18 protein-coding genes are annotated in these 18,321 nt (G+C 68.9%); 14 read left to right on the top strand and 4 right to left on the bottom strand.

Features of this window, described 5'->3' with window-relative positions; translation table 11 throughout:
- Positions 1-221: 221 nt before the first annotated feature.
- Positions 222-791 carry a PadR family transcriptional regulator gene (locus tag E6C70_RS05865; RefSeq protein ID WP_407921020.1) on the top strand — a complete coding sequence of 190 codons (570 nt, stop codon included), beginning with the start codon at positions 222-224 and terminating at the stop codon, positions 789-791.
- A 94-nt stretch (positions 792-885) separates the two neighbouring features.
- Positions 886-1,041 (top strand): hypothetical protein, encoded by a 156-nt coding sequence (locus E6C70_RS16630; RefSeq protein ID WP_168770862.1) that lies wholly within the window; start codon positions 886-888, stop codon positions 1,039-1,041.
- Between the two features lie 9 nt (positions 1,042-1,050).
- Here E6C70_RS16630 and E6C70_RS05860 read toward each other — a convergent pair whose 3' ends face one another.
- A complete protein-coding gene (locus tag E6C70_RS05860; protein ID WP_136423118.1) occupies positions 1,051-2,499 on the bottom strand; it encodes an RNB domain-containing ribonuclease in 1,449 nt (482 codons plus the stop codon).
- A gap of 1,229 nt (positions 2,500-3,728) precedes the next feature.
- Here E6C70_RS05860 and E6C70_RS05855 point away from each other — a divergent pair.
- From E6C70_RS05855 to rbfA, 5 genes are all read left to right on the top strand, one after another.
- Positions 3,729-5,498 carry a proline--tRNA ligase gene (locus E6C70_RS05855; protein WP_136423117.1) on the top strand — a complete coding sequence of 590 codons (1,770 nt, stop codon included), beginning with the start codon at positions 3,729-3,731 and terminating at the stop codon, positions 5,496-5,498.
- A 139-nt stretch (positions 5,499-5,637) separates the two neighbouring features.
- Positions 5,638-6,636: a transcription termination factor NusA gene (gene nusA, locus E6C70_RS05850; protein WP_136423115.1), complete on the top strand. Its 999-nt coding sequence runs from the start codon at positions 5,638-5,640 to the stop codon at positions 6,634-6,636.
- Between the two features lie 56 nt (positions 6,637-6,692).
- A complete protein-coding gene (locus E6C70_RS05845; protein WP_136423113.1) occupies positions 6,693-6,938 on the top strand; it encodes a YlxR family protein in 246 nt (81 codons plus the stop codon).
- Between the two features lie 87 nt (positions 6,939-7,025).
- Entirely contained in the window at positions 7,026-9,800 is a 2,775-nt protein-coding gene (infB, locus tag E6C70_RS05840) for a translation initiation factor IF-2 (protein ID WP_235833286.1), read from the top strand.
- 87 nt (positions 9,801-9,887) lie between these two features.
- A complete protein-coding gene (gene rbfA, locus E6C70_RS05835; RefSeq protein ID WP_136423111.1) occupies positions 9,888-10,322 on the top strand; it encodes a 30S ribosome-binding factor RbfA in 435 nt (144 codons plus the stop codon).
- A gap of 91 nt (positions 10,323-10,413) precedes the next feature.
- On the opposite strand, the gene E6C70_RS05830 is transcribed toward rbfA, so the two are convergent.
- Positions 10,414-11,277 carry an HhH-GPD family protein gene (locus E6C70_RS05830; RefSeq protein WP_136423109.1) on the bottom strand — a complete coding sequence of 288 codons (864 nt, stop codon included), beginning with the start codon at positions 11,275-11,277 and terminating at the stop codon, positions 10,414-10,416.
- A 30-nt stretch (positions 11,278-11,307) separates the two neighbouring features.
- Here E6C70_RS05830 and E6C70_RS05825 point away from each other — a divergent pair, with 30 nt between their 5' ends.
- A complete protein-coding gene (locus tag E6C70_RS05825) occupies positions 11,308-11,910 on the top strand; it encodes a nucleoside/nucleotide kinase family protein (protein WP_136423107.1) in 603 nt (200 codons plus the stop codon).
- 124 nt (positions 11,911-12,034) lie between these two features.
- Here E6C70_RS05825 and E6C70_RS05820 read toward each other — a convergent pair whose 3' ends face one another.
- The gene (locus E6C70_RS05820; RefSeq protein WP_136423105.1) at positions 12,035-13,030 is read right to left on the bottom strand and encodes a ketopantoate reductase family protein; all 996 of its coding nucleotides are present in this window, start codon (positions 13,028-13,030) and stop codon (positions 12,035-12,037) included.
- A complete protein-coding gene (locus tag E6C70_RS05815) occupies positions 13,027-14,526 on the bottom strand; it encodes a DHA2 family efflux MFS transporter permease subunit (protein WP_136423103.1) in 1,500 nt (499 codons plus the stop codon). Before E6C70_RS05815 ends, E6C70_RS05820 begins: the two co-directional genes overlap by 4 nt.
- A gap of 81 nt (positions 14,527-14,607) precedes the next feature.
- On the opposite strand from E6C70_RS05815, the gene E6C70_RS05810 reads away from it, so the two are divergent.
- The 6 genes from E6C70_RS05810 to E6C70_RS05785 all read left to right on the top strand — a co-directional run bounded on the left by E6C70_RS05810 (position 14,608) and on the right by E6C70_RS05785 (position 18,317).
- Positions 14,608-15,204: a TetR/AcrR family transcriptional regulator gene (locus E6C70_RS05810; protein ID WP_168770861.1), complete on the top strand. Its 597-nt coding sequence runs from the start codon at positions 14,608-14,610 to the stop codon at positions 15,202-15,204.
- Between the two features lie 13 nt (positions 15,205-15,217).
- Positions 15,218-16,129, top strand: coding sequence for a tRNA pseudouridine(55) synthase TruB (truB, locus tag E6C70_RS05805; protein ID WP_136423100.1), 912 nt, complete (start codon positions 15,218-15,220; stop codon positions 16,127-16,129).
- Complete coding sequence (locus tag E6C70_RS05800; RefSeq protein ID WP_136423097.1) at positions 16,126-16,494, top strand: hypothetical protein; 369 nt, start codon at positions 16,126-16,128, stop codon at positions 16,492-16,494. Before truB ends, E6C70_RS05800 begins: the two co-directional genes overlap by 4 nt.
- Positions 16,495-16,521: 27 nt before the next feature.
- Positions 16,522-16,995: a hypothetical protein gene (locus tag E6C70_RS05795; protein WP_235833285.1), complete on the top strand. Its 474-nt coding sequence runs from the start codon at positions 16,522-16,524 to the stop codon at positions 16,993-16,995.
- Positions 16,992-17,921, top strand: a complete 930-nt coding sequence (locus tag E6C70_RS05790; RefSeq protein ID WP_136423093.1) for a bifunctional riboflavin kinase/FAD synthetase — start codon at positions 16,992-16,994, stop codon at positions 17,919-17,921. The genes E6C70_RS05795 and E6C70_RS05790 overlap by 4 nt, the downstream gene beginning before the upstream one ends.
- Positions 17,922-18,023: 102 nt before the next feature.
- Positions 18,024-18,317 (top strand): putative quinol monooxygenase, encoded by a 294-nt coding sequence (locus E6C70_RS05785; RefSeq protein WP_136423091.1) that lies wholly within the window; start codon positions 18,024-18,026, stop codon positions 18,315-18,317.
- The last annotated feature ends 4 nt before the right edge of the window (positions 18,318-18,321 follow it).

Genomic DNA, 18,321 nt, shown 5'->3' with positions numbered 1-18,321 from the left:
ACGCGCATCCTACGACGCCGCGGTGCCACAACGCGCATCCCGGCGCGCGGTAACCACCCCGCCCTGTTGACGAAAATTTCGCGCGTCCACTTGACAGAAGACTATTCACCGATATATCGTTAACCCATCGCAGAAGTTCTGCGATGGCTCTCTTCACAGAGCCGGACGAAAGGATGTCTGCGCTCATGAAACGCGAACACTTCACTTCATACAACACCCGGATGCATGCCGATGAGCATCGCTTCCACCACGACGGCCACGGCTTCGGCGGCGGCCCGCGCATGGCCGGCTGGCCCGAGCGCCCCGGTTTCGGTCGAGGCTTCGGCCCCGGTTTCGGCGGCCCCGGTGGCCGACGCCGCGCCAAGGGCGACGTGCGATCGGCGATCCTCTCGCTGCTCGGCGACGGCCCGCTCAACGGCTACGCCATCATCAAGGCGGTCGCCGAGAAGACCGACGACGCCTGGCGCCCCAGCCCCGGGTCGGTCTACCCCACCCTGCAGCAGCTCGTCGACGAGGGCCTCATCACTCCGGTCGGCGAGGGCCGCAAGACGGAGTTCGAGCTCACCGACGATGGTCGCGCGTATGTCGCCGACCACGAGGACGAGCTGAACCGCGCTTGGGCATCCGTTCCCCAGCCGGCGGCGTCGGCCGTGGAGCTCTTCCAGGCCGTCGGCAAGCTCATGGGTGTGCTGGGCCAGTTCCGCCACACCGCAACGGATGAGCAGCGCAAGGCTGCCACCGAGAAGATCGACGAGACGCGCAAGGCGCTCTACCTCATCCTCGCGGACTGAGGCTCGTCAACCCCGAGACGCCCGCCCGCCACCAGTGTGACACTGGGGCGAGCGGGCGTTCTCCATCTCCAGCGGCCGCCGGAAGGAAGCGATCATGACGGACACCAGCGGCGTTGAATTCCCCGACCAGGCCGGATACCCGGACGGTCAGGGCACTCTCGACGAGGGGACCAACGACGAGGCGACGGCCGAGACCGACGAGGTCGAGGAATTCGCCGACACGGATGAGCGGGACGTCGACGGGGACTGATTCAGACGGTCAACCGGCGGCGGCCTGAGGAACGCGCTCGAGGATGACCGTTCCCGTCGCGGCGTCGGCCGACACCAGCCGAACACGCACGCTGGAACCGGGTGCAGCGTCGCCGGCGCCCATGCTCGCCGTCACGACGGGATCGAGCAGCTGAACACGCGCGTGACCTTTTCCCACCGACAGCACGACGGCATCGAACGTTTCGCCGACGCGTGAGCTGAGGATGGCCGCCTCGACCCGGTCGATAGCCCCCGCAGCCAGCCGTCCCGCGAGCGCCGACGAGGACCCCATGATGGAGGGGAGAGCAGCCAGTCCGTCGCGCGCCCACGCCGGAACCGACTCGTGGGCCAACAACGCGTGGCAGATCTCGAGGCCGAATCGATCCACCAGCCGTCGGAGCGGAGCGGTCACGTGGGCATAGGGCGCGCCGATGGCCGCCTGAACTGGATCCTCGGCCGGCCGCCGCGCGAACGCGAGGTAGCCCGCTCCGCGGAAGAGCCCCGACGCCGCCTGCATCACCGCGAGAGCGGCGGGGGAGTCGCGATCGAGCGAGCGCAGGTACTCGCCGTAATCGACGCCGTCCGCCCACGGGATCCCCAAGGCCTTCGTCTGCCTGCGGAAGGCCGCGATCGTGTCCTCACCGGCCGGCGGCATGGTGCGCAGGATGCCGACTCCGCCGTCCAGCATCACGGTGGCGGCGGCCATACCGGTGAGGAGCGAGACCTGCGCATTCCAATCCTCGATCGGCAGTGGAGAGCGCCGTTCGATGTCGTAGCCGTGCTCGGTGCGGATGATCTCCTCGTCGGGCGCATCGAGGCTCGCCCCACCGCGCTCGCGTTCGAGTTGTTGCCGCAGGGGGCCGATCACGGCGAGGAGCTCGAGCGACTCGGGCGCCATCCCCGCGTCAACGGCCGCCTGCGCATCGACATACGACCACTGCCGAACCGAGCGCACCATCGCACGATCGAGCGCGACATCCGTCACCTGAGCCCGCGCGTCGAGCGCGAATCGCCAGACCAGCGCCCGGCGGTCCTCATCGGGCAGGAGGGAGGCGGCACCCTCGCTCAACACGGTCGGATAGAGCGGCACGCGCGCGTCGGGGGCGTACAGCGTCTGTCCGCGCCGGCGGGACTCGGTGTCGAGGGCGCCGCCAGGCGTCACGAAGCTCGGCACGTCTGCGATGGCGTACCGCACCGTGAATCCTGCGCCCGCGCGCTCGATATGAAGGGCCTGATCGAGGTCCTTCGACCCCTGCGGATCGATCGTGCAGAACGGGATTGCGCCCAGGTCGACCCGGTCCGGCATCGGGTCGGCGGCGGAGGCAGCCTCCTGCGCCTCCTCGAGCACGTCGGACGGGAAATCGGCGGGGATCTTCAACTCGACGCGAAGGTCCGCCAAGGCCGTGGTCAACTCCGACTGCGCCGCGGACGAGGTGATGTGGGCGCGGCGGATGGGCATGGCCACAGCCTACGGCGATGACGGACGACGGAGCGGCGTTGCATCGGCGACCCAGAGGGGCGGACTCGCCACCATCGGTGGCCCATCGCTCGGAGCGTGAAGGAGTTCGCCACCCCCCGTATTGGGGTCGGAATCCGTGAGGGCGAGCATCCGGGATGCCGATAACTTTCATCCATGTTCATGGGGGAAATTCGCATCGGTGCAGTTGTATTTGGAGTTCTGCTCCTAGCGGGCTGCGCTAGTGAACCGCTCACCTCAGCTCACCCGGACGTCCTGCCTTCTCCAACGATGGACGTGCCCAATGCGTCAGCAGTTGACAGACCTCTCTACGGAGGCGATTGCCAGTCGTTATTGAGCGACGCCTCAGTGAGCAAGGCTTTCGGTCGAAGCGAACAGGTCAACTCGCAGTCGATGGATCCATACGGGTGGGTCGTCAACGCTCATGGTGGGCTGATCTGCCAATGGGGCGCTACGTCAGAGACAACCGACGTCATCATTGTTGCCGTGCCCACCGACGGGCTAGCAGACGACATACGGTCGACCCCTCCGACAAAGCGCAATTGTGCGAGCGATGCCGACACGAGCACATGTTTCAGCCTGACGGTTGGATCGGTCTGGCTGAGTGGCGTTGCGTATGGCGATGGCGCTGCCGACGCGTCGTCGTCGTTGACCGCGGAACTCGCCAAAACGGCTCCAGTCGACTTCTCTTGGACCGTGCCGAGTGGGGCCTGGCCGACGGTGATGGACTGCGGCAGACTCGGCCCGGCGATCGATACGGCCGCGCTACTCGGTGGACCCCGACTCGACGCGATGAACTTTCAGTCGAGCAACGACATGCCGGCCGCAGGGTTCCAAGCCCTGCTTCACAAGCCTGGTCATTCTTTCTGTTACTGGGCTGAGCCGGACGCGCAGGCGGGATCCCTGGGTACCTACGCGGTAGCAGGGGCCGGTGCGGCCGTAGTATCGCGAGCCTCGGATCCTGCCGCCCATCCCGTGACCGTGGCCGGCGCAACCGTCGCGTACATAATCGCGAATCCGCAAGCTCGGCTTTACGCGACAGACGGCGCGAACGCGATCGCAATCCAAGGCGCGGGGATCGAGCTTCCGAGTAACGCGCCCGCCGTAGCCGCTGCTCTTCTCACCGCGATTGGAGCGAGGTGAAACCTCGACGGTGAGTGGTTGAGTGCTCGCTCGCGCTCAGCCACGCTGCGGCCCCGTAAACTACGCGGGTGCCCACACGCCTGACCAACTTCTTCCTCCGCACCCTCCGCGAAGACCCCTCCGACGCCGAGGTGACCAGCCACCGCCTGCTCGTGCGGGCGGGCTACATCCGTCGCCAGGCGCCGGGCGTGTTCGCGTGGCTGCCGCTCGGCCTGCGCGTGAAGGCGAAGATCGAGGCGATCATCCGAGAGGAGATGGAGGCCGCCGGCGCTCACGAAGTGCACTTCCCGGCGTTGCTGCCCCGCGAGCCCTACGAGCTGAGCAACCGCTGGACCGAGTACGGCGACGGCATCTTCCGCCTGCAGGATCGCAAGGGCGCGGACTATCTCCTCGCCCCGACGCACGAAGAGGTCTTCACGCTCCTGGTGAAGGACCTGTACTCCTCCTATAAGGACCTGCCGCTGTCGATCTACCAGATCCAGGACAAGTACCGTGACGAGGCCCGTCCCCGCGCCGGCCTCCTCCGCGGTCGCGAGTTCACCATGAAGGATGCCTACTCCTTCGATTACACGGATGCCGGGCTCGACGCCTCCTACCAGTCGCAGCGGGACGCCTATGAGCGCATCTTCACGCGCCTGGGCCTCGAGTACGTCATCGTGCAGGCGGATGCCGGCGCCATGGGCGGATCGCGCAGCGAGGAGTTCCTGCACCCGACCCTCGTCGGCGAGGACACCTTCGTGCGATCAGCCGGCGGATACGCGGCCAACGTCGAGGCCTACGTCACGACGGCGCCGCCCACGCGCTCCTACGAGCACCTCACGCCTCTCGAGGTGCTCGACACTCCAGACACTCCCACCATCCAGACGCTCGTCGACCGTGCCAACAGCGCGCACCCGCGCCCCGACGGTCGAGCGTGGACGGCCGCCGACACCCTCAAGAACGTCGTCCTCGCGCTCGATCACCTCGACGGATACCGCGAGATCGTCGTCGTCGGCATCCCCGGCGACCGCGAGATCGACATGAAGCGCGTCGAGGTGGCTTTCGCTCCGGCCGAGATCGAGACAGCAACGGAGGCCGACTTCGAGGCGAACCCCACCCTCGTGAAGGGCTACATCGGCCCGTGGTCGGAGCAGGGTGCGATCCTCGGCGAGGAGTCGGCCACCGGCATCCGCTACCTGACGGATGCCCGCATCTCCGACGGCTCCGGCTGGATCACCGGCGCCAACGAGCACGGTCGACACGTCTTCGGCCTCGTCGCCGGGCGCGACTTCGCCACCGACGGCACCATCGAGGCCGCCGAGGTGCGTGCGGGCGACCCCGCCCCCGACGGCTCGGGCCCGGTCGAGCTCGCTCGCGGCATGGAGATCGGGCACGTCTTCCAGCTCGGGCGCAAGTACGCCGACGTGCTCGGGCTCAAGGTGCTCGACGAGAACGGCAAGCTCGTCACCGTCACGATGGGTTCCTACGGCATCGGCGTCACCCGCATCCTGGCGATCATCGCCGAGGGCAACAACGACGACAAGGGACTCATCTGGCCGGCCTCGGTCGCGCCGTTCGACGTGCACGTCGTGGCGACCGGCAAGGACGAGGCCGCCTTCGCCGCCGGAGAGGCCGTCAGCGCCTCGCTGGAGGCCGCCGGTCTCAGCGTGCTCTACGACGACCGCCCCAAGGTCTCTCCCGGCGTCAAGTTCGGCGACGCCGAGCTCATCGGCATCCCGACCATCGTCATCGCGGGTCGCGGCGTGTCCGAGGGCATCGTCGAGGTGTGGAACCGGGCGACCGGCGAGCGCACGCCCGTCGCCATCAGCGAGGTCGTCGAGGCGCTCGCCGCGCGCTGAGGCGCCAAGCCGACGACGGATGCGCATCCGTCGTCGCCGTATAACGCTGCGGCGCGCATCCGGTACCCTAGAGAGTTCCCGCCGAGCAATCCAGGCCGGGGCACAAGTGAACACGAGAGCTGAATAGAGGAGGCCGGCGATGGATATCGACCTCGGCGTACTGCGACTGATGGAGCGCGAGAAGGAGATCCCCTTCGACGAACTCGTGCAGATCATCGAGTCGGCCATTCTGACCGCCTACCTCAAGCACGTGAACCCGAACGCCCACGGCCACATCGACCCCGACGGTGCCCGCGTCGAGCTCGACCGCAAGTCGGGTCACGTCACCGTGTTCGTGCCCGAGCGCGACGAGGAGGGCAACATCGTCGGCGAGGCCGAGGACAGCCCGAGCGACTTCGGGCGCATCGCGGCATTCGCCGCCAAGCAGGTCATCAACCAGCGTCTGCGCGACATCGCCGACGACGCCGTGCTGGGGGAGTTCCGCGGCCGCGAGGGCGACATCGTCGCCGGCGTCATCCAGCAGGGCCCCAACCCGCGGATGATCCACGTCGACCTCGGCAGCGTCGAGGCGATCCTCCCGCCCGAGGAGCAGGTGCCGGGCGAGGACTACGCGCACGGCTCGCGCATCCGCGTCTACGTCACGAGCGTCGCCAAGGGGGCGAAGGGTCCGCAGATCACCGTGTCGCGCACGCATCCCTCGCTCGTCCGCAAGCTGTTCGCGCTCGAGGTGCCCGAGATCGCATCGGGCGTCGTCGAGATCGTCTCGCTCGCCCGCGAGGCCGGCCACCGCACCAAGATCGCCGTCCGTGCCACCGAGCCGGGAGTGAACGCCAAGGGCGCCTGCATCGGCGAGCTCGGGCAGCGCGTGCGCGCCGTCACAGCCGAGCTCAACAACGAGAAGATCGACATCGTCGACTACTCCGACGACCTACCCGCCTTCGTCGCCAGCGCGCTCTCGCCGGCGAAGGTCACCAGCGCCTACGTCGTCGACGCGTCGCTCAAGGCCGTGCGCGCTCTCGTCCCCGACTACCAGCTCTCGCTCGCGATCGGCAAGGAAGGGCAGAACGCCCGCCTGGCCGCAAAGCTCACGGGGGCGAAGATCGACATCCAGCCCGACTCGATCCTCGAGGGCGACTGAACCGCGACGACGCCGGGCGAGCCGCGCGCATCGTGAGAGCGGCGAATGGGGGTACGATGGATGCCGTCAGAACGTGCATCGGATGCCGTTCGCGCGCCCCGAGGTCCTCACTTCTGAGAATCGTCGCCGGGGAATCAGAACTCGTGGTCGATGAGACCGCGACTCTGCCCGGGCGAGGAGCGTGGCTGCATCCGACTGCATCGTGCTTTCAGCTGGCAGTCCGCAAACGGGCCTTCGGGCGTGCACTACGGGTAGCCGGCCAGCTGGATGCGACCGATCTAGAGAACAGGCTGAACGGCTAATGGACCACTAATGAGCGGCTCGAAGTGAGTACCGTCCGTTACTAATGGTCTGCCCCTGTCCGGGTGCAGACCCGAGACAGGAGAATTGTGGCTGCAAATCCACGTGTGCACGAGATCGCCAGCGAGCTCGGAGTAGACAGCAAGATCGCCCTCGACAAGCTCAAGGAGTTGGGGGAGTACGTCAAGGGGCCGTCGTCGTCGATCGCCCCGCCGGTCGCCCGCCGACTCAAGGCTGCCCTCGAGGCCGCCGGCGTCGCCCACAAGGAGGCTGCCGCAGCGAAGGCCGCCCCCGCCCCGGCACCCCGCAAGCCGGCAGCGCCCGTCACGCAGGCTCCCGCCGCAGACGACGAAGCACCCGCCGCCCCGATGCCGAGCGCACCGAAGACGGTCGCCGAGCGTCAGGCCGAGGCCGAGCAGCGCGCCGCCGCTGAGAAGGCTGCGGCCGAGCAGGCCGCTGCCGTGTCAACCGACGAGAAGGCGGCCGCCCCCGCAGCGGACGCCGCGACGCCGTCGACCGCACCGCGTCCCGGCGCACCGCGTCCTGGAGGCACCAGCGCGCGTCCGGGCAACAACCCGTTCGCGTCGAACCAGGGCATGGGCCAGCGCCCCACCAACATCCCGCGTCCGGGCAACAACCCGTTCGCGAGCGCGCAGGGAATGGGCCAGCGTCCCAGCCCCGGCAACATCCCGCGTCCCTCCGCTCCCCGCCCCGGTGCCCCGCGTCCCGGCGGTCCCGGTCAGGGTGCCCGCCCGGGCGGCTTCGGCCAGCGTCCCGGCTTCCAGCAGCGTCCCGGCGGCGCCGGCGGTGCCGGTGCACGTCCCGGCTTCCAGCAGCGTCCCGGCGGTGCCGGTGGAGCTCCCGGCGCCGGTGGTTTCGGCGGACCTCGCCCTGCCGGTGGCGGCGGTCGTGGTCGCGGACCCGGCGGAGGTACCGCCGGTGCCTTCGGTCGCGGTGGCGGAAAGAGCAAGGCTCGCAAGTCGAAGCGCACGAAGCGGCAGGAATTCGAGATGCGGGAGGCCCCGTCGCTCGGCGGCGTGAGCGTTCCCCGCGGAAACGGCACCACCGCCATCCGTCTGCGCCGCGGAGCATCCATCTCCGACTTCGCCGACAAGATCGACGCCAACCCCGGCTCGCTCGTGACCGTGCTGTTCCACCTCGGTGAGATGGCCACGGCGACCGAGTCGCTCGACGAGGCCACCTTCCAGGTGCTCGGCGAGGAGCTGGGATACAAGATCCAGATCGTCTCTCCTGAGGAGGAGGACAAGGAGCTGCTCGAGGGCTTCGACATCGACCTCGACCAGGAGCTCTCCGACGAGACGGATGAGGACCTCGAGATCCGTCCGCCGGTCGTCACCGTCATGGGTCACGTCGACCACGGTAAGACGCGCCTCCTCGACGCGATCCGCAACGCCAACGTGGTGGCCGGTGAGGCGGGTGGCATCACCCAGCACATCGGTGCCTACCAGGTGTGGACCGAGCACGAGGGCTTCGAGCGCGCCGTCACCTTCATCGACACGCCGGGTCACGAGGCGTTCACCGCCATGCGTGCCCGCGGTGCCCAGGTGACCGACATGGCGATCCTCGTGGTCGCGGCCGACGACGGCATCATGCCTCAGACGATCGAGGCGCTCAACCACGCCCAGGCCGCCGGCGTTCCCGTGGTCGTCGCCGTCAACAAGATCGACAAGGAAGACGCCAACCCGCAGAAGGTGCGCCAGCAGCTCACCGAGTTCGGCCTCGTCGCCGAGGAGTACGGCGGAGACGTCATCTTCGTCGACGTGTCCGCACGCAACAACATCGGCATCCAGGAGCTCCTGGACGCCGTGCTGCTGACCGCGGATGCCGGGCTCGACCTGCGCGCGAACCCCAACAAGGACGCTCGCGGCGTTGCCATCGAGGCCAAGCTCGACAAGGGTCGCGGCGCCGTCGCGACCGTGCTCATCCAGTCGGGAACGCTGCGCGTCGGAGATTCCATCGTCGCGGGTACGGCTTACGGCCGTGTCCGAGCGATGGCCGACGAGGACGGCAATGCCGTCGACGAGGCGTTCCCCGCGCGTCCGGTGCAGGTGCAGGGCCTCTCGAGCGTCCCGCGCGCCGGTGACACCTTCCTAGTGACGGATGACGACCGCACGGCCCGTCAGATCGCCGAGAAGCGCGAGGCAGCCGAGCGCAACGCCCAGCTTGCCAAGGCCCGCAAGCGCATCTCGCTCGAGGACTTCACCCGTGCTCTCGAAGAGGGCAAGGTCGAGTCGCTCAACCTCATCATCAAGGGCGACGTCTCCGGTGCCGTCGAGGCGCTGGAGGAGTCGCTCACGAAGATCGAGGTGGACGACAGCGTGCAGCTGCGCATCATCCACCGCGGTGTCGGTGCGATCACCGAGTCCGACGTCAACCTGGCCACGATCGACAACGCGATCATCGTGGGCTTCAACGTGCGACCCGATACGAAGGCGCGCGAGCGTGCCGCTCGTGAAGGCGTCGACGTGCGGTTCTACTCGGTCATCTACAACGCGATCGACGAGATCGAGGACTCCCTCAAGGGCATGCTCAAGCCGGAGTTCGAAGAGGTCCAGTCGGGTGTCGCCGAGATCCGCGAGGTGTTCCGCTCCTCGAAGTTCGGCAACATCGCCGGTGTCATCGTGCGGTCGGGAACGATCACGCGCAACGCCAAGGCACGCGTCATCCGCGAGGGCATCGTCGTGGGCGACAACCTGGCGATCGAGTCGCTGCGTCGCTTCAAGGACGACGTCACCGAGGTGCGCACGGACTTCGAAGCCGGTATCGGTCTCGGCAAGTTCAACGACATCCAGATCGGCGACGAGATCGAGACCATCGAACTCAAGGAGAAGCCGCGGGTGTAGTCGGCTCGCACGGGGCTCGGACCACGCGGTCCGGGCCCCGTGCCCGACATCCTTCGGGAAGTCATCCTTCGGGAAAGGAAGTGCACCATGGCTGATCCGGCACGCGCCAGGAAGATGGCCGACCGCATCAAGGTCATCATCGCCAAGCGCCTCGAGAAGGGCGTCCGCGACCCCCGCATGGGATTCGTCACCATCACCGATGTTCAGGTGACCGGCGACCTCCAGAACGCCACCGTGTTCTACACCGTCTACGGAACCGACGAGGAGCGCGCCGACACGGCTGCAGCGTTGACCGCTGCGACGGGGATGCTGCGCAGCGAGGTAGGACGCAACATCACGGCGCGGCTCACGCCGACGCTGGCGTTCCAACTCGACGCGATCCCCGAGAACGCCGCGCTCATCGAGGGGCTTCTCCGCGAGGCCCACGAGCGCGACACCGCGACGACGGCCCAGGCGTCGACAGCGGAGTACGCCGGCGACGCCGACCCGTACGTCAAGCCGCGCGAGCTAGACGAGGACTAACCCCCTCACCCCCTCCGTCGAGAACGCACTTCTTGCGGGTGCGAGCGACTCTGCACCCGCAAGAAGTGCGTTCTCGACGGGTGAGAGTCCGTCAGGGGAGCTGGTAGCCGTCGGGGGACTCCACCGCCAGGCCATCGGCCAATAAGCCACGGATGGCGCGATCCAGTTGGGCGGCGTCCGGCCACAGAGCCCTCACCTCGGCCGGCGTCACGGGTCGGTGGGTCGCTCGCAGTTCGGCCATGACGACGCCACGCACCTGGCGGTCCGAGCCCTGGTACTTCTTCTGCACGGCCTTCCGCGGACCGTCGTAGCTGGGATAGCCGGCGGCGCGCCACGCGCACTGCGCGGCGATCGGGCATACCTCGCATCGCGGACTGCGCGCGGTGCACACGATGGCGCCGAGTTCCATCATTCCGGCGTTGAACACGCGAGCATCGACGTCGTCGTCGGGCAGCAGCGAATCCATCGCGGCGAGGTCGCGCCTGTTCGGCGGAGCCGCATCCGCCTGTCCCTCGATCGCCCGGGCGATCACACGGCGTGTGTTGGTGTCGACGACCGGATGCCGTTCGCCGTAGGCGAACACGGCCACCGCTCGCGCGGTGTAGTCGCCGATTCCGCTGAGGGAGAGCAGCGCGTCCACGTCTCTCGGCACGACTCCATCGTGTCGTTCGGCGATCTGCGTCGCTGCGCCGTGCAGCCACAACGCCCGGCGCGGATAGCCCAGCCGAGCCCACGCCCGCACCGCGTCGCCGGCCGGGGAGGAGGCCAGATCGCTCGGCGACGGCCACCGCTGCAGCCACGCCTCCAGCTGGGGGATCACCCGCGCGACCGGCGTCTGCTGCAGCATGAACTCGCTGACGAGCGTTCCCCACGGCGTGAACCCGGGTCGCCGCCACGGCAGGTCGCGACCCTCCGCGCGGAACCAGGCGTTCACGGCGGCGGCGATCGGGGACATCCGTCCCAGCGTAAGCCGTAGGCTCTGTGCATGGAGCTCGTCGCCACCCCTCGCGTGAGGTTCCTGCGCGACCTCGCGCAGGAGATCCTGCACAACAACGGGCGCGGGCGCACCATCATCGCCATCGACGGGCCGCTGCGGAGCGGCAAGAGCGAGTTCGGCGACGACCTGGCCTCCGTGTTCCGCGAGCGTGGGCATCCGGTGTTCCGGGCGTCGCTGGAGTTCTTCCACCGCACGCGCGCAGAGCAGAACGCGTTCGGTGCCGACACCCCCGAGCGCTACTACCGCTATGGATTCGACTACTCCGTGCTCCGTCGCGTGCTCCTGGAGCCCTTCAGGCTGGCGGGCAGCACGGGCTTCGTCACCGCCGCGTTCGATCCGAGTCGTGACATGCGCATCGAGCCGAAGTGGCTCACCGGGCCGCCCGATGCCACTCTCATCATCGACGGACGCTTCATCAACCGTCCCGAGCTGCGCGCCCAGTGGAACTGGAGCGCCTACCTCGACGCCCCGGTGACGGATGCCGCGGACGCGCTCTACCACCGCGACGACGACCCCGCATCCCTGGCCACGGCGGTGATCGACGACACCGAGCCGTCGCGCCCGCGCCGTGTCTTCCTCGACGCCTGCTGAGCGTCGCCGACCCCTCCCGTGTGAAGGCATTTCGCCCGCCGTGTGAAGGATTCGGCGGAGGCAAGCCTGTATCGGAGCCGAAGTCCATGCGAAGGCGCCTTCGATGGCAGCGGGAACCCGGCCGTCACACCCGGATGCGGCGGAGCACCTCGTCGCGGGACAGCGGCTGTCCGGACGCCTCTACCTCGTGCACGAGGGTGGTGATGGCGGCGTTCACCGGAGCGCCGAGTCTCGCTGCCTGCGCCTCGCGGACGACGGCGCCGTTGAGGAAGTTGATCTCCGTGGGCTGACCGCGACGGAGGCTCTGCTGCGTCGAACCCAGGTTCGGTACGGACCCCATCCGCCGGCCCATCAGCCACGGCAGCAGCTGACCGACCCCGAGCGGAAGCTGCGCGAGCAGTCGCAGTCGCGCGTCGGACAGGCCCTGCAGCGACCCGAAACGGATGCCGCGGGCGATGCCCACGCGCACCGCCTCACGCATGCTCGCCGTCATCACCCGTCGCATCGCCCGGTCGGCGATGACGTCCTGAACGGGGCGGCCGACGATGGCCGGGAGGCCGTTGACCATGTTGACGATGAGTTTCGTCCATTGCGAGCCGACGAAATCGTCGATCGCCTTCACCGGGACGGCGCGGCTGAGCTCGGCCGCCCACCGAACGGAGGCCGCATCCGCCCGACCGCTGCCGCGACCGAGGTAGCTCGTGGCCCGGGTGGTGATGCGCACGACACCGGGTTCCGTGTAGTTGGCCGCGATGATGGAGAGCAGGCCGAAGCAGTCGGAGCGGGGGAGCAGGCGCTGGGCCGTCGACACGCCGTCGAGGCCGTTCTGCACGACGATCACCGGGCAGCCGTCGATCGTCCCGGCATTGTCGAGGATGGCCGCCTCCGCATCCTGCGCCTTCACGCACACGAGAACGAGGTCGAAGCGACCATCGAGGAGCGGCCCGGCACCCGGTCGACCCGATGCCTCGCCGAAACCACCCGAGAGGCGGATGCCCGAAGCGCGGATCGCGGCGAGCCCCGCACCTCGGGCCGTCACGTGCACGTCGTGGCCGGCCCGCTCCAGCAGCACCGCGAAGGTCCCGCCGAGCGCGCCGGCCCCGATGATCCCGATCCTCATGCCTTCGAGGGTAGGGCCTCCGAACGTGCCGGGATGTTGCCTGCCGGTCGCGATGGGGCGTCACCGGCGAGGGCCAGGGCGGCGTCGTCAGCCGACTCCGTCACTGGGTGGGCCCCGGAGTTCGACCGGCCAGCCGGCAGGAACAGCGCCGCGACGAAGGCCAGCACGAGGGCGGCCGCCCCGGTGAACACCGCCGGGATGGCAGCGTCGACGTATCCGGTGGGCGTCAGTTGGCCTCCTGCGCCGGTGAAGACGGCGGTGAGCACCGCGATGCCGAGCGCGACGCCGACCTCGCGGATGGTGGAGTTGGTTCCCGAGGCCTTGGCGTGATCGTCGGAGGGCATCCGCGCCAGCACGGCGGTCGCCATGGGCGCGAAGACCAGCCCCATCCCCGCTCCGGCGAGGAGGAACGCGGGAACGAACTCGAGGTAGGGCGTGTTGGTGCGCATCACGAGCGCGATCCACGAGAGGGCGATGGCCTGCAGCGCGAGTCCCACGACCATGAGCATCCGCGTGCCGACTCGAGGGGCGATGAATCCGGCGAGGGGAGCGACGACCATGGGCGCGAGCGTCCATGGCATCGTCTGGACGCCGGCCTCGAGCGGGGAGGCTCCTTGGACCACCTGCAGGTACTGGATGAGGATGAACACCGCTCCGAAGACGCCGAAGCTGAACGAGAACCCCACGACGTTCGCCACCGAGAAGCTGCGGTCGCGGAAGAGGCGGAGCGGCAGGAGGGGCGTCCTGGTCCGCGTCTCCCAGACGAGGAAGGCGGCTACGAGGGCGACGCCGGCGATGAGCGACGTGAGGACCTCTGCGCTGTCCCATCCGGCGTCGTTACCGCGCACGATGCCGTAGACGACCCCGAGGATGCCGAGGCCCGCGAGCGCGACGCCCGGCAGGTCGATGCGGAGTCGCGCTCCGAGCGTATTGGGCAGGGCGAGGAGGGCGAGCGGGATGGCGATGATGCCGATGGGCACGTTGAGCCAGAAGATCGCCTCCCAGTTCCAGCCCTCGACCACCGCACCGCCGACGAGCGGCCCGACCGCGACGCCGAGGCCGGAGACCCCGCCCCAGATGCCGATGGCTGCGGGCCGGAGTCGGGTGGGCACGGCCCCAGCGAGGAGGGTGAGCGAGAGCGGCATGATGCCGGCCGCACCGAACCCCTGGACGGCCCGAGCGACGATGACCTGCCACGGCTCGGTCGACAGGCCCGCCGCTGCGCTCGCGAGGGTGAAGATCGCGATGCCGGTGATGAAGACCGTGCGCCGGCCGATGCGGTCGCCCAACGCGGCGGCGGCGAGGATGAAGGTGGCGAACGCGAGGGTGAACGCGTTGATGAACCACTGCAGCTCCTCGATCGAGGCACCGAGGTCGAGGCGCATCGCGGGGAGGGCATTCGTGATCACGAGGTTGTCGAGTGTCGCCATGAACATGGGCAGCGACGCCGCGACGATGGCGAGCCAGACCGGCACGCGTCGGGTGGTGGATGGCATGGGCACCTCCGGTCGAGAGCGGATGATGTAATCGTATGATTACAAGCCCCAATGTAGTTATCGACTGATAACATGTCAAGCATGAAGCCGAGAGATCGCATCCCCGCTGCCGAACGCCGCGAGCAGATCCTCGACGCGGCGGCCCAGGTCTTCGGCGAGCTCGGCTATGGCGGTGCCACCACCGACACCATCGCCCGCGCCGCCGGAATCAGCCAGCCGTACGTCGTGCGGCTGTTCGGCAGCAAGGAGAACCTCATCGTCGAGGTCATCGAGCGCACCTGCGATCGGGTCATGGCAACGTTCCGGGAGGCCATCGCGCTCGAGGACGACCCCGAGACCCTCCCGCGTCGCATCGGTGGGGCGTACATCGGCCTGGTCTCGGACCGCGGCATCCTTCTCACGCTCATGCAGGCGTTCGGGGCAGGCCACGACCCGAAGATCGGCCCCGTCGCCCGCATCGGCCTGATGCGCATCTACGACCAGCTGCGCGAGGAGGCCGGCTTCTCGGCGGAGCAGACGCGCGAGTTCCTCGCTCAGGGCATGCTGATCAACACCCTCATCGGGTCGGGCCTGAGTGCTCAACTGGACACCGACGCACGGGTCGCCGAGCTGTTCGAGTGCACCTTCCAGGACAAGCTGCCGCTCGTCCGGGCGGGCATGTCGCTCGCGGCCCGCTGATAGCCTGAACCGCGTGAATCAACGCCCTGCGAGCGGCATCCTCCTCGTCGACAAGCCGCAGGGCATCACCAGTCACGACGTGGTCGCGCGGGTGCGCCGCCTGGCCGGCACCCGCAAGGTCGGCCACGCCGGCACGCTCGATCCGATGGCGACCGGCCTGCTCATCCTCGGCATCGAGAGCTCGACACGGCTGCTCACCTACGTCGTCGGCGCCGCCAAGGAGTACACAGCCACCATCCGGTTGGGGTCATCGACGACGACGGATGACGCCGAGGGCGATGAGCTCGGACGGGCACGCGCGGAGAGCGTCGCAGCGGTGGAGGAGACCGCCATCCGCCGCGTCATGGCGCGTCTCACGGGCGATATCGAGCAGGTGCCGAGCGCCGTCAGCGCCATCAAGGTCGACGGCAAGCGCGCCTACGCTCGGGTTCGCGCGGGTGAGGAGGTTCAGCTCGCGTCTCGTCCGGTCACGGTCTCGGCGTTCGAGCTGCTCTCGAGCGCGACGCGAGACGGCTACCTCGACCTCGACGTACGGGTCGAGTGCTCGAGCGGCACCTACATCCGGGCCCTGGCGCGCGACCTCGGCATGGGGCTCGGTGTCGGCGGCCACCTCACCGCTCTCCGCCGCACCCGCATCGGTCCCTTCACGGTGACGGATGCCCGCACGCTGGACGAGCTGAACGTCGCCGAGGAACTGATCGGGCCAGCGGACGCCGCGCGTCGGCTGTTCCCGGTGCTCGACCTCGACCAGCAGCAGGCCGTCGACCTCGGCCACGGAAAGAAGCTCGCGCTCGGCGGCGAGCAAGCTGCCGGGCCGCAGGCAGCGATCGCGCCCGACGGGCGACTCGTCGGCCTCGTCGAGTTCCACGGCGGCACGGCCCGTTCGATCGTGAACTTCCCGCCGGATGAGGAGCGCGCCTCGTGATCGAGTGGTTCACCTGGACCCAGGTCGCCGTCGCGTCGCTCGCCGGCGCGCTCTGCGTGATCCTCGGGCTGGTCGGCCGCAAGCCGAACGACCTCACCATCGGCTCGCTCGCCCTCGTCGAGCTGCTCCTCATCGCACAGGTGGTCGTGGGCGTGGTCGCGCCGTTCGTCGGCAACCGCCCGTCGGGCAGCCTGCTCGAGTTCTGGGTCTACCTCGTGTCGGCCGCCCTGCTGCCGATCGCCGCGGCGGGCTGGGCCCTCGTCGAACGCAGCCGCTGGAGCACCGTCATCCTCGGCGTCGCCGCACTGGCTGTCGCCGTCATGGTCGCCCGCATGTGGCAGATCTGGACCGTGCAGGGAGCCTGAGCGGGGACTGGGATAATGGCAGACGCCATGACTCCGTCCAGCCACGCTCACGCTCCCGCCCGGAACACGCGCATCAGCGGCGTCGGGCGGCTGCTCGTCGTGGTCTACGGCATCCTCGCGCTCGCCGCAACGGGACGCACCGCGGTGCAGATCATCGAGCGTTTCGACCAGGCACCGGTCGCGTTCACGCTGTCGGGGCTCTCCGCACTCGTCTACATCGTCGCCACCATCTCCTTGGTCGCCCGGGGTAGCGCGTGGTACCGCGTCGCGTGGGCGGCGATCTCGTTCGAGCTCATCGGCGTCCTCGTCATCGGCACCATCACCCTCGTCGCGCCCGACCTGCTCGGCGCGGGAACCGGCAGCCCGTTCGGTCGCACCTCCACCGTCTGGACGGTGTACGGGGCCGGCTACCTGTTCGTCCCGCTGGTGCTGCCGATCCTCGGGCTGTGGTACCTGGCGAAGCACCGCCCCGCGCCCGTCCCGTTGGACGATGCCGCATGAACACGTTCTCCGGATTGGACGAGGTCCCGGCCGACTGGCCGGCATCCGTCGTCACCATCGGCAAGTTCGACGGCGTCCATTCGGGCCACCGGGCGGTCATCCGACGGATGCTCGAGCTCGCGGATGCGGAGGGCCTCGCCTCCGTGGTCGTCACCTTCGACCGCAACCCGCTGGCCCTGCTGCGTCCCGAGCTCTGCCCGGTCTCGCTCGTGAGCGTCGAGCAGAAGCTGGAACTGCTCGCCGAAACGGGCGTCGATGCGACCGTGCTGCTCGCCTTCGATGAGGCGTTCGCCGCCCAGACGCCCGATGAGTTCGTCGACGCCGTGCTCACGGGAGTATTGCACGCACGCACGGTTCTCGTGGGCGCCGACTTCCGCTACGGGGCTCGAGGCGCCGGCACCGTCGAGACGCTGAAGGCCTCCGGCGCCGAACGCGGCTTCCGCGTGGTGGTGGTCGATGATGTTCGTCCCGATGGGGAGCATCGGGTCTCGTCGACGTGGATCCGCCGGTTGCTCGACGACGGAGACGTGGTAGCGGCATCCGGGCTGCTCGGTCACACGCCCTCCGTGCGCGGCGAGGTCGTCCACGGAGCCGCGCGCGGCCGGGAGCTGGGTTACCCGACGGCCAACCTCTCACCTGAGAGCGAGGGCCTCATACCGGCCGACGGGGTCTACGCCGGTCGTCTGATCGACGGGGGCGTCAGCTATCCCGCTGCGATCTCCGTCGGCAACAATCCGACCTTCGAGGGCGTGCCGCAGAAGCAGGTGGAGGCCTACGTCATCGACGAGGACCTCGACCTCTACGGCCATGTCGTGACCGTCCAGTTCACCGAGCGCATCCGCGGCCAGGTGGCGTTCACGGGCATCGACCCGCTCATCGAGCAGATCCGTGACGACGTCGAGCGGGCTCGCGCGATCCTGGCGTGATCTCGGGCCCGGATCTCGGCTGCGGGCCGCCGCTTCGGCCGTCGGCGTCGTAGAGTCGGCTCACCACCGCCGGCGACGGAGCCGGGGGAGACGAGGAGAACCATGCCCGACATCGATGTCGTCGCCCTGATCACTGCCAAGCCCGGGTCCGAGGACGCCGTGCGCGAGGCGCTGTCCGAGCTCGTCGAGCCCACCCGCGCGGAGGAGGGCTGCATCGACTACTACCTCACCGTCTCGGCTGCGGACCCGACGGTGTTCGTCACCGTCGAACGCTGGCGGTCGCAGGAGGATCTCGACGCCCACATGCGGACGCCGCACATCGCTGCCGCGTTCGCCGCGGCGGGGGAGCACCTCGCCGCCCCGCCGGCGATCCATCCGCTGCAGCCCGTCGGCTGAGTCG

It is taken from the genome of Orlajensenia flava, from assembly GCF_004801905.1.
Lineage (GTDB): Bacteria > Actinomycetota > Actinomycetes > Actinomycetales > Microbacteriaceae > Orlajensenia > Orlajensenia flava.
This window is presented reverse-complemented; position numbering and strand designations above follow the sequence as displayed.

Bases quoted from the DNA above. Each gene is read 5' to 3' on its own strand.
- E6C70_RS05865 (WP_407921020.1), top strand. From the start codon at position 222: ATGCATGCCGATGAGCATCGCTTCCACCACGACGGCCACGGCTTCGGC.
- E6C70_RS16630 (WP_168770862.1), top strand. From the start codon at position 886: ATGACGGACACCAGCGGCGTTGAATTCCCCGACCAGGCCGGATACCCG.
- E6C70_RS05860 (WP_136423118.1), bottom strand. From the start codon at position 2,499: ATGCCCATCCGCCGCGCCCACATCACCTCGTCCGCGGCGCAGTCGGAG.
- nusA (WP_136423115.1), top strand. From the start codon at position 5,638: ATGGATATCGACCTCGGCGTACTGCGACTGATGGAGCGCGAGAAGGAG.
- E6C70_RS05845 (WP_136423113.1), top strand. From the start codon at position 6,693: ATGGATGCCGTCAGAACGTGCATCGGATGCCGTTCGCGCGCCCCGAGG.
- rbfA (WP_136423111.1), top strand. From the start codon at position 9,888: ATGGCTGATCCGGCACGCGCCAGGAAGATGGCCGACCGCATCAAGGTC.
- E6C70_RS05830 (WP_136423109.1), bottom strand. From the start codon at position 11,277: ATGTCCCCGATCGCCGCCGCCGTGAACGCCTGGTTCCGCGCGGAGGGT.
- E6C70_RS05825 (WP_136423107.1), top strand. From the start codon at position 11,308: ATGGAGCTCGTCGCCACCCCTCGCGTGAGGTTCCTGCGCGACCTCGCG.
- E6C70_RS05820 (WP_136423105.1), bottom strand. From the start codon at position 13,030: ATGAGGATCGGGATCATCGGGGCCGGCGCGCTCGGCGGGACCTTCGCG.
- E6C70_RS05815 (WP_136423103.1), bottom strand. From the start codon at position 14,526: ATGCCATCCACCACCCGACGCGTGCCGGTCTGGCTCGCCATCGTCGCG.
- E6C70_RS05810 (WP_168770861.1), top strand. From the start codon at position 14,608: ATGAAGCCGAGAGATCGCATCCCCGCTGCCGAACGCCGCGAGCAGATC.
- E6C70_RS05795 (WP_235833285.1), top strand. From the start codon at position 16,522: ATGACTCCGTCCAGCCACGCTCACGCTCCCGCCCGGAACACGCGCATC.
- E6C70_RS05790 (WP_136423093.1), top strand. From the start codon at position 16,992: ATGAACACGTTCTCCGGATTGGACGAGGTCCCGGCCGACTGGCCGGCA.
- E6C70_RS05785 (WP_136423091.1), top strand. From the start codon at position 18,024: ATGCCCGACATCGATGTCGTCGCCCTGATCACTGCCAAGCCCGGGTCC.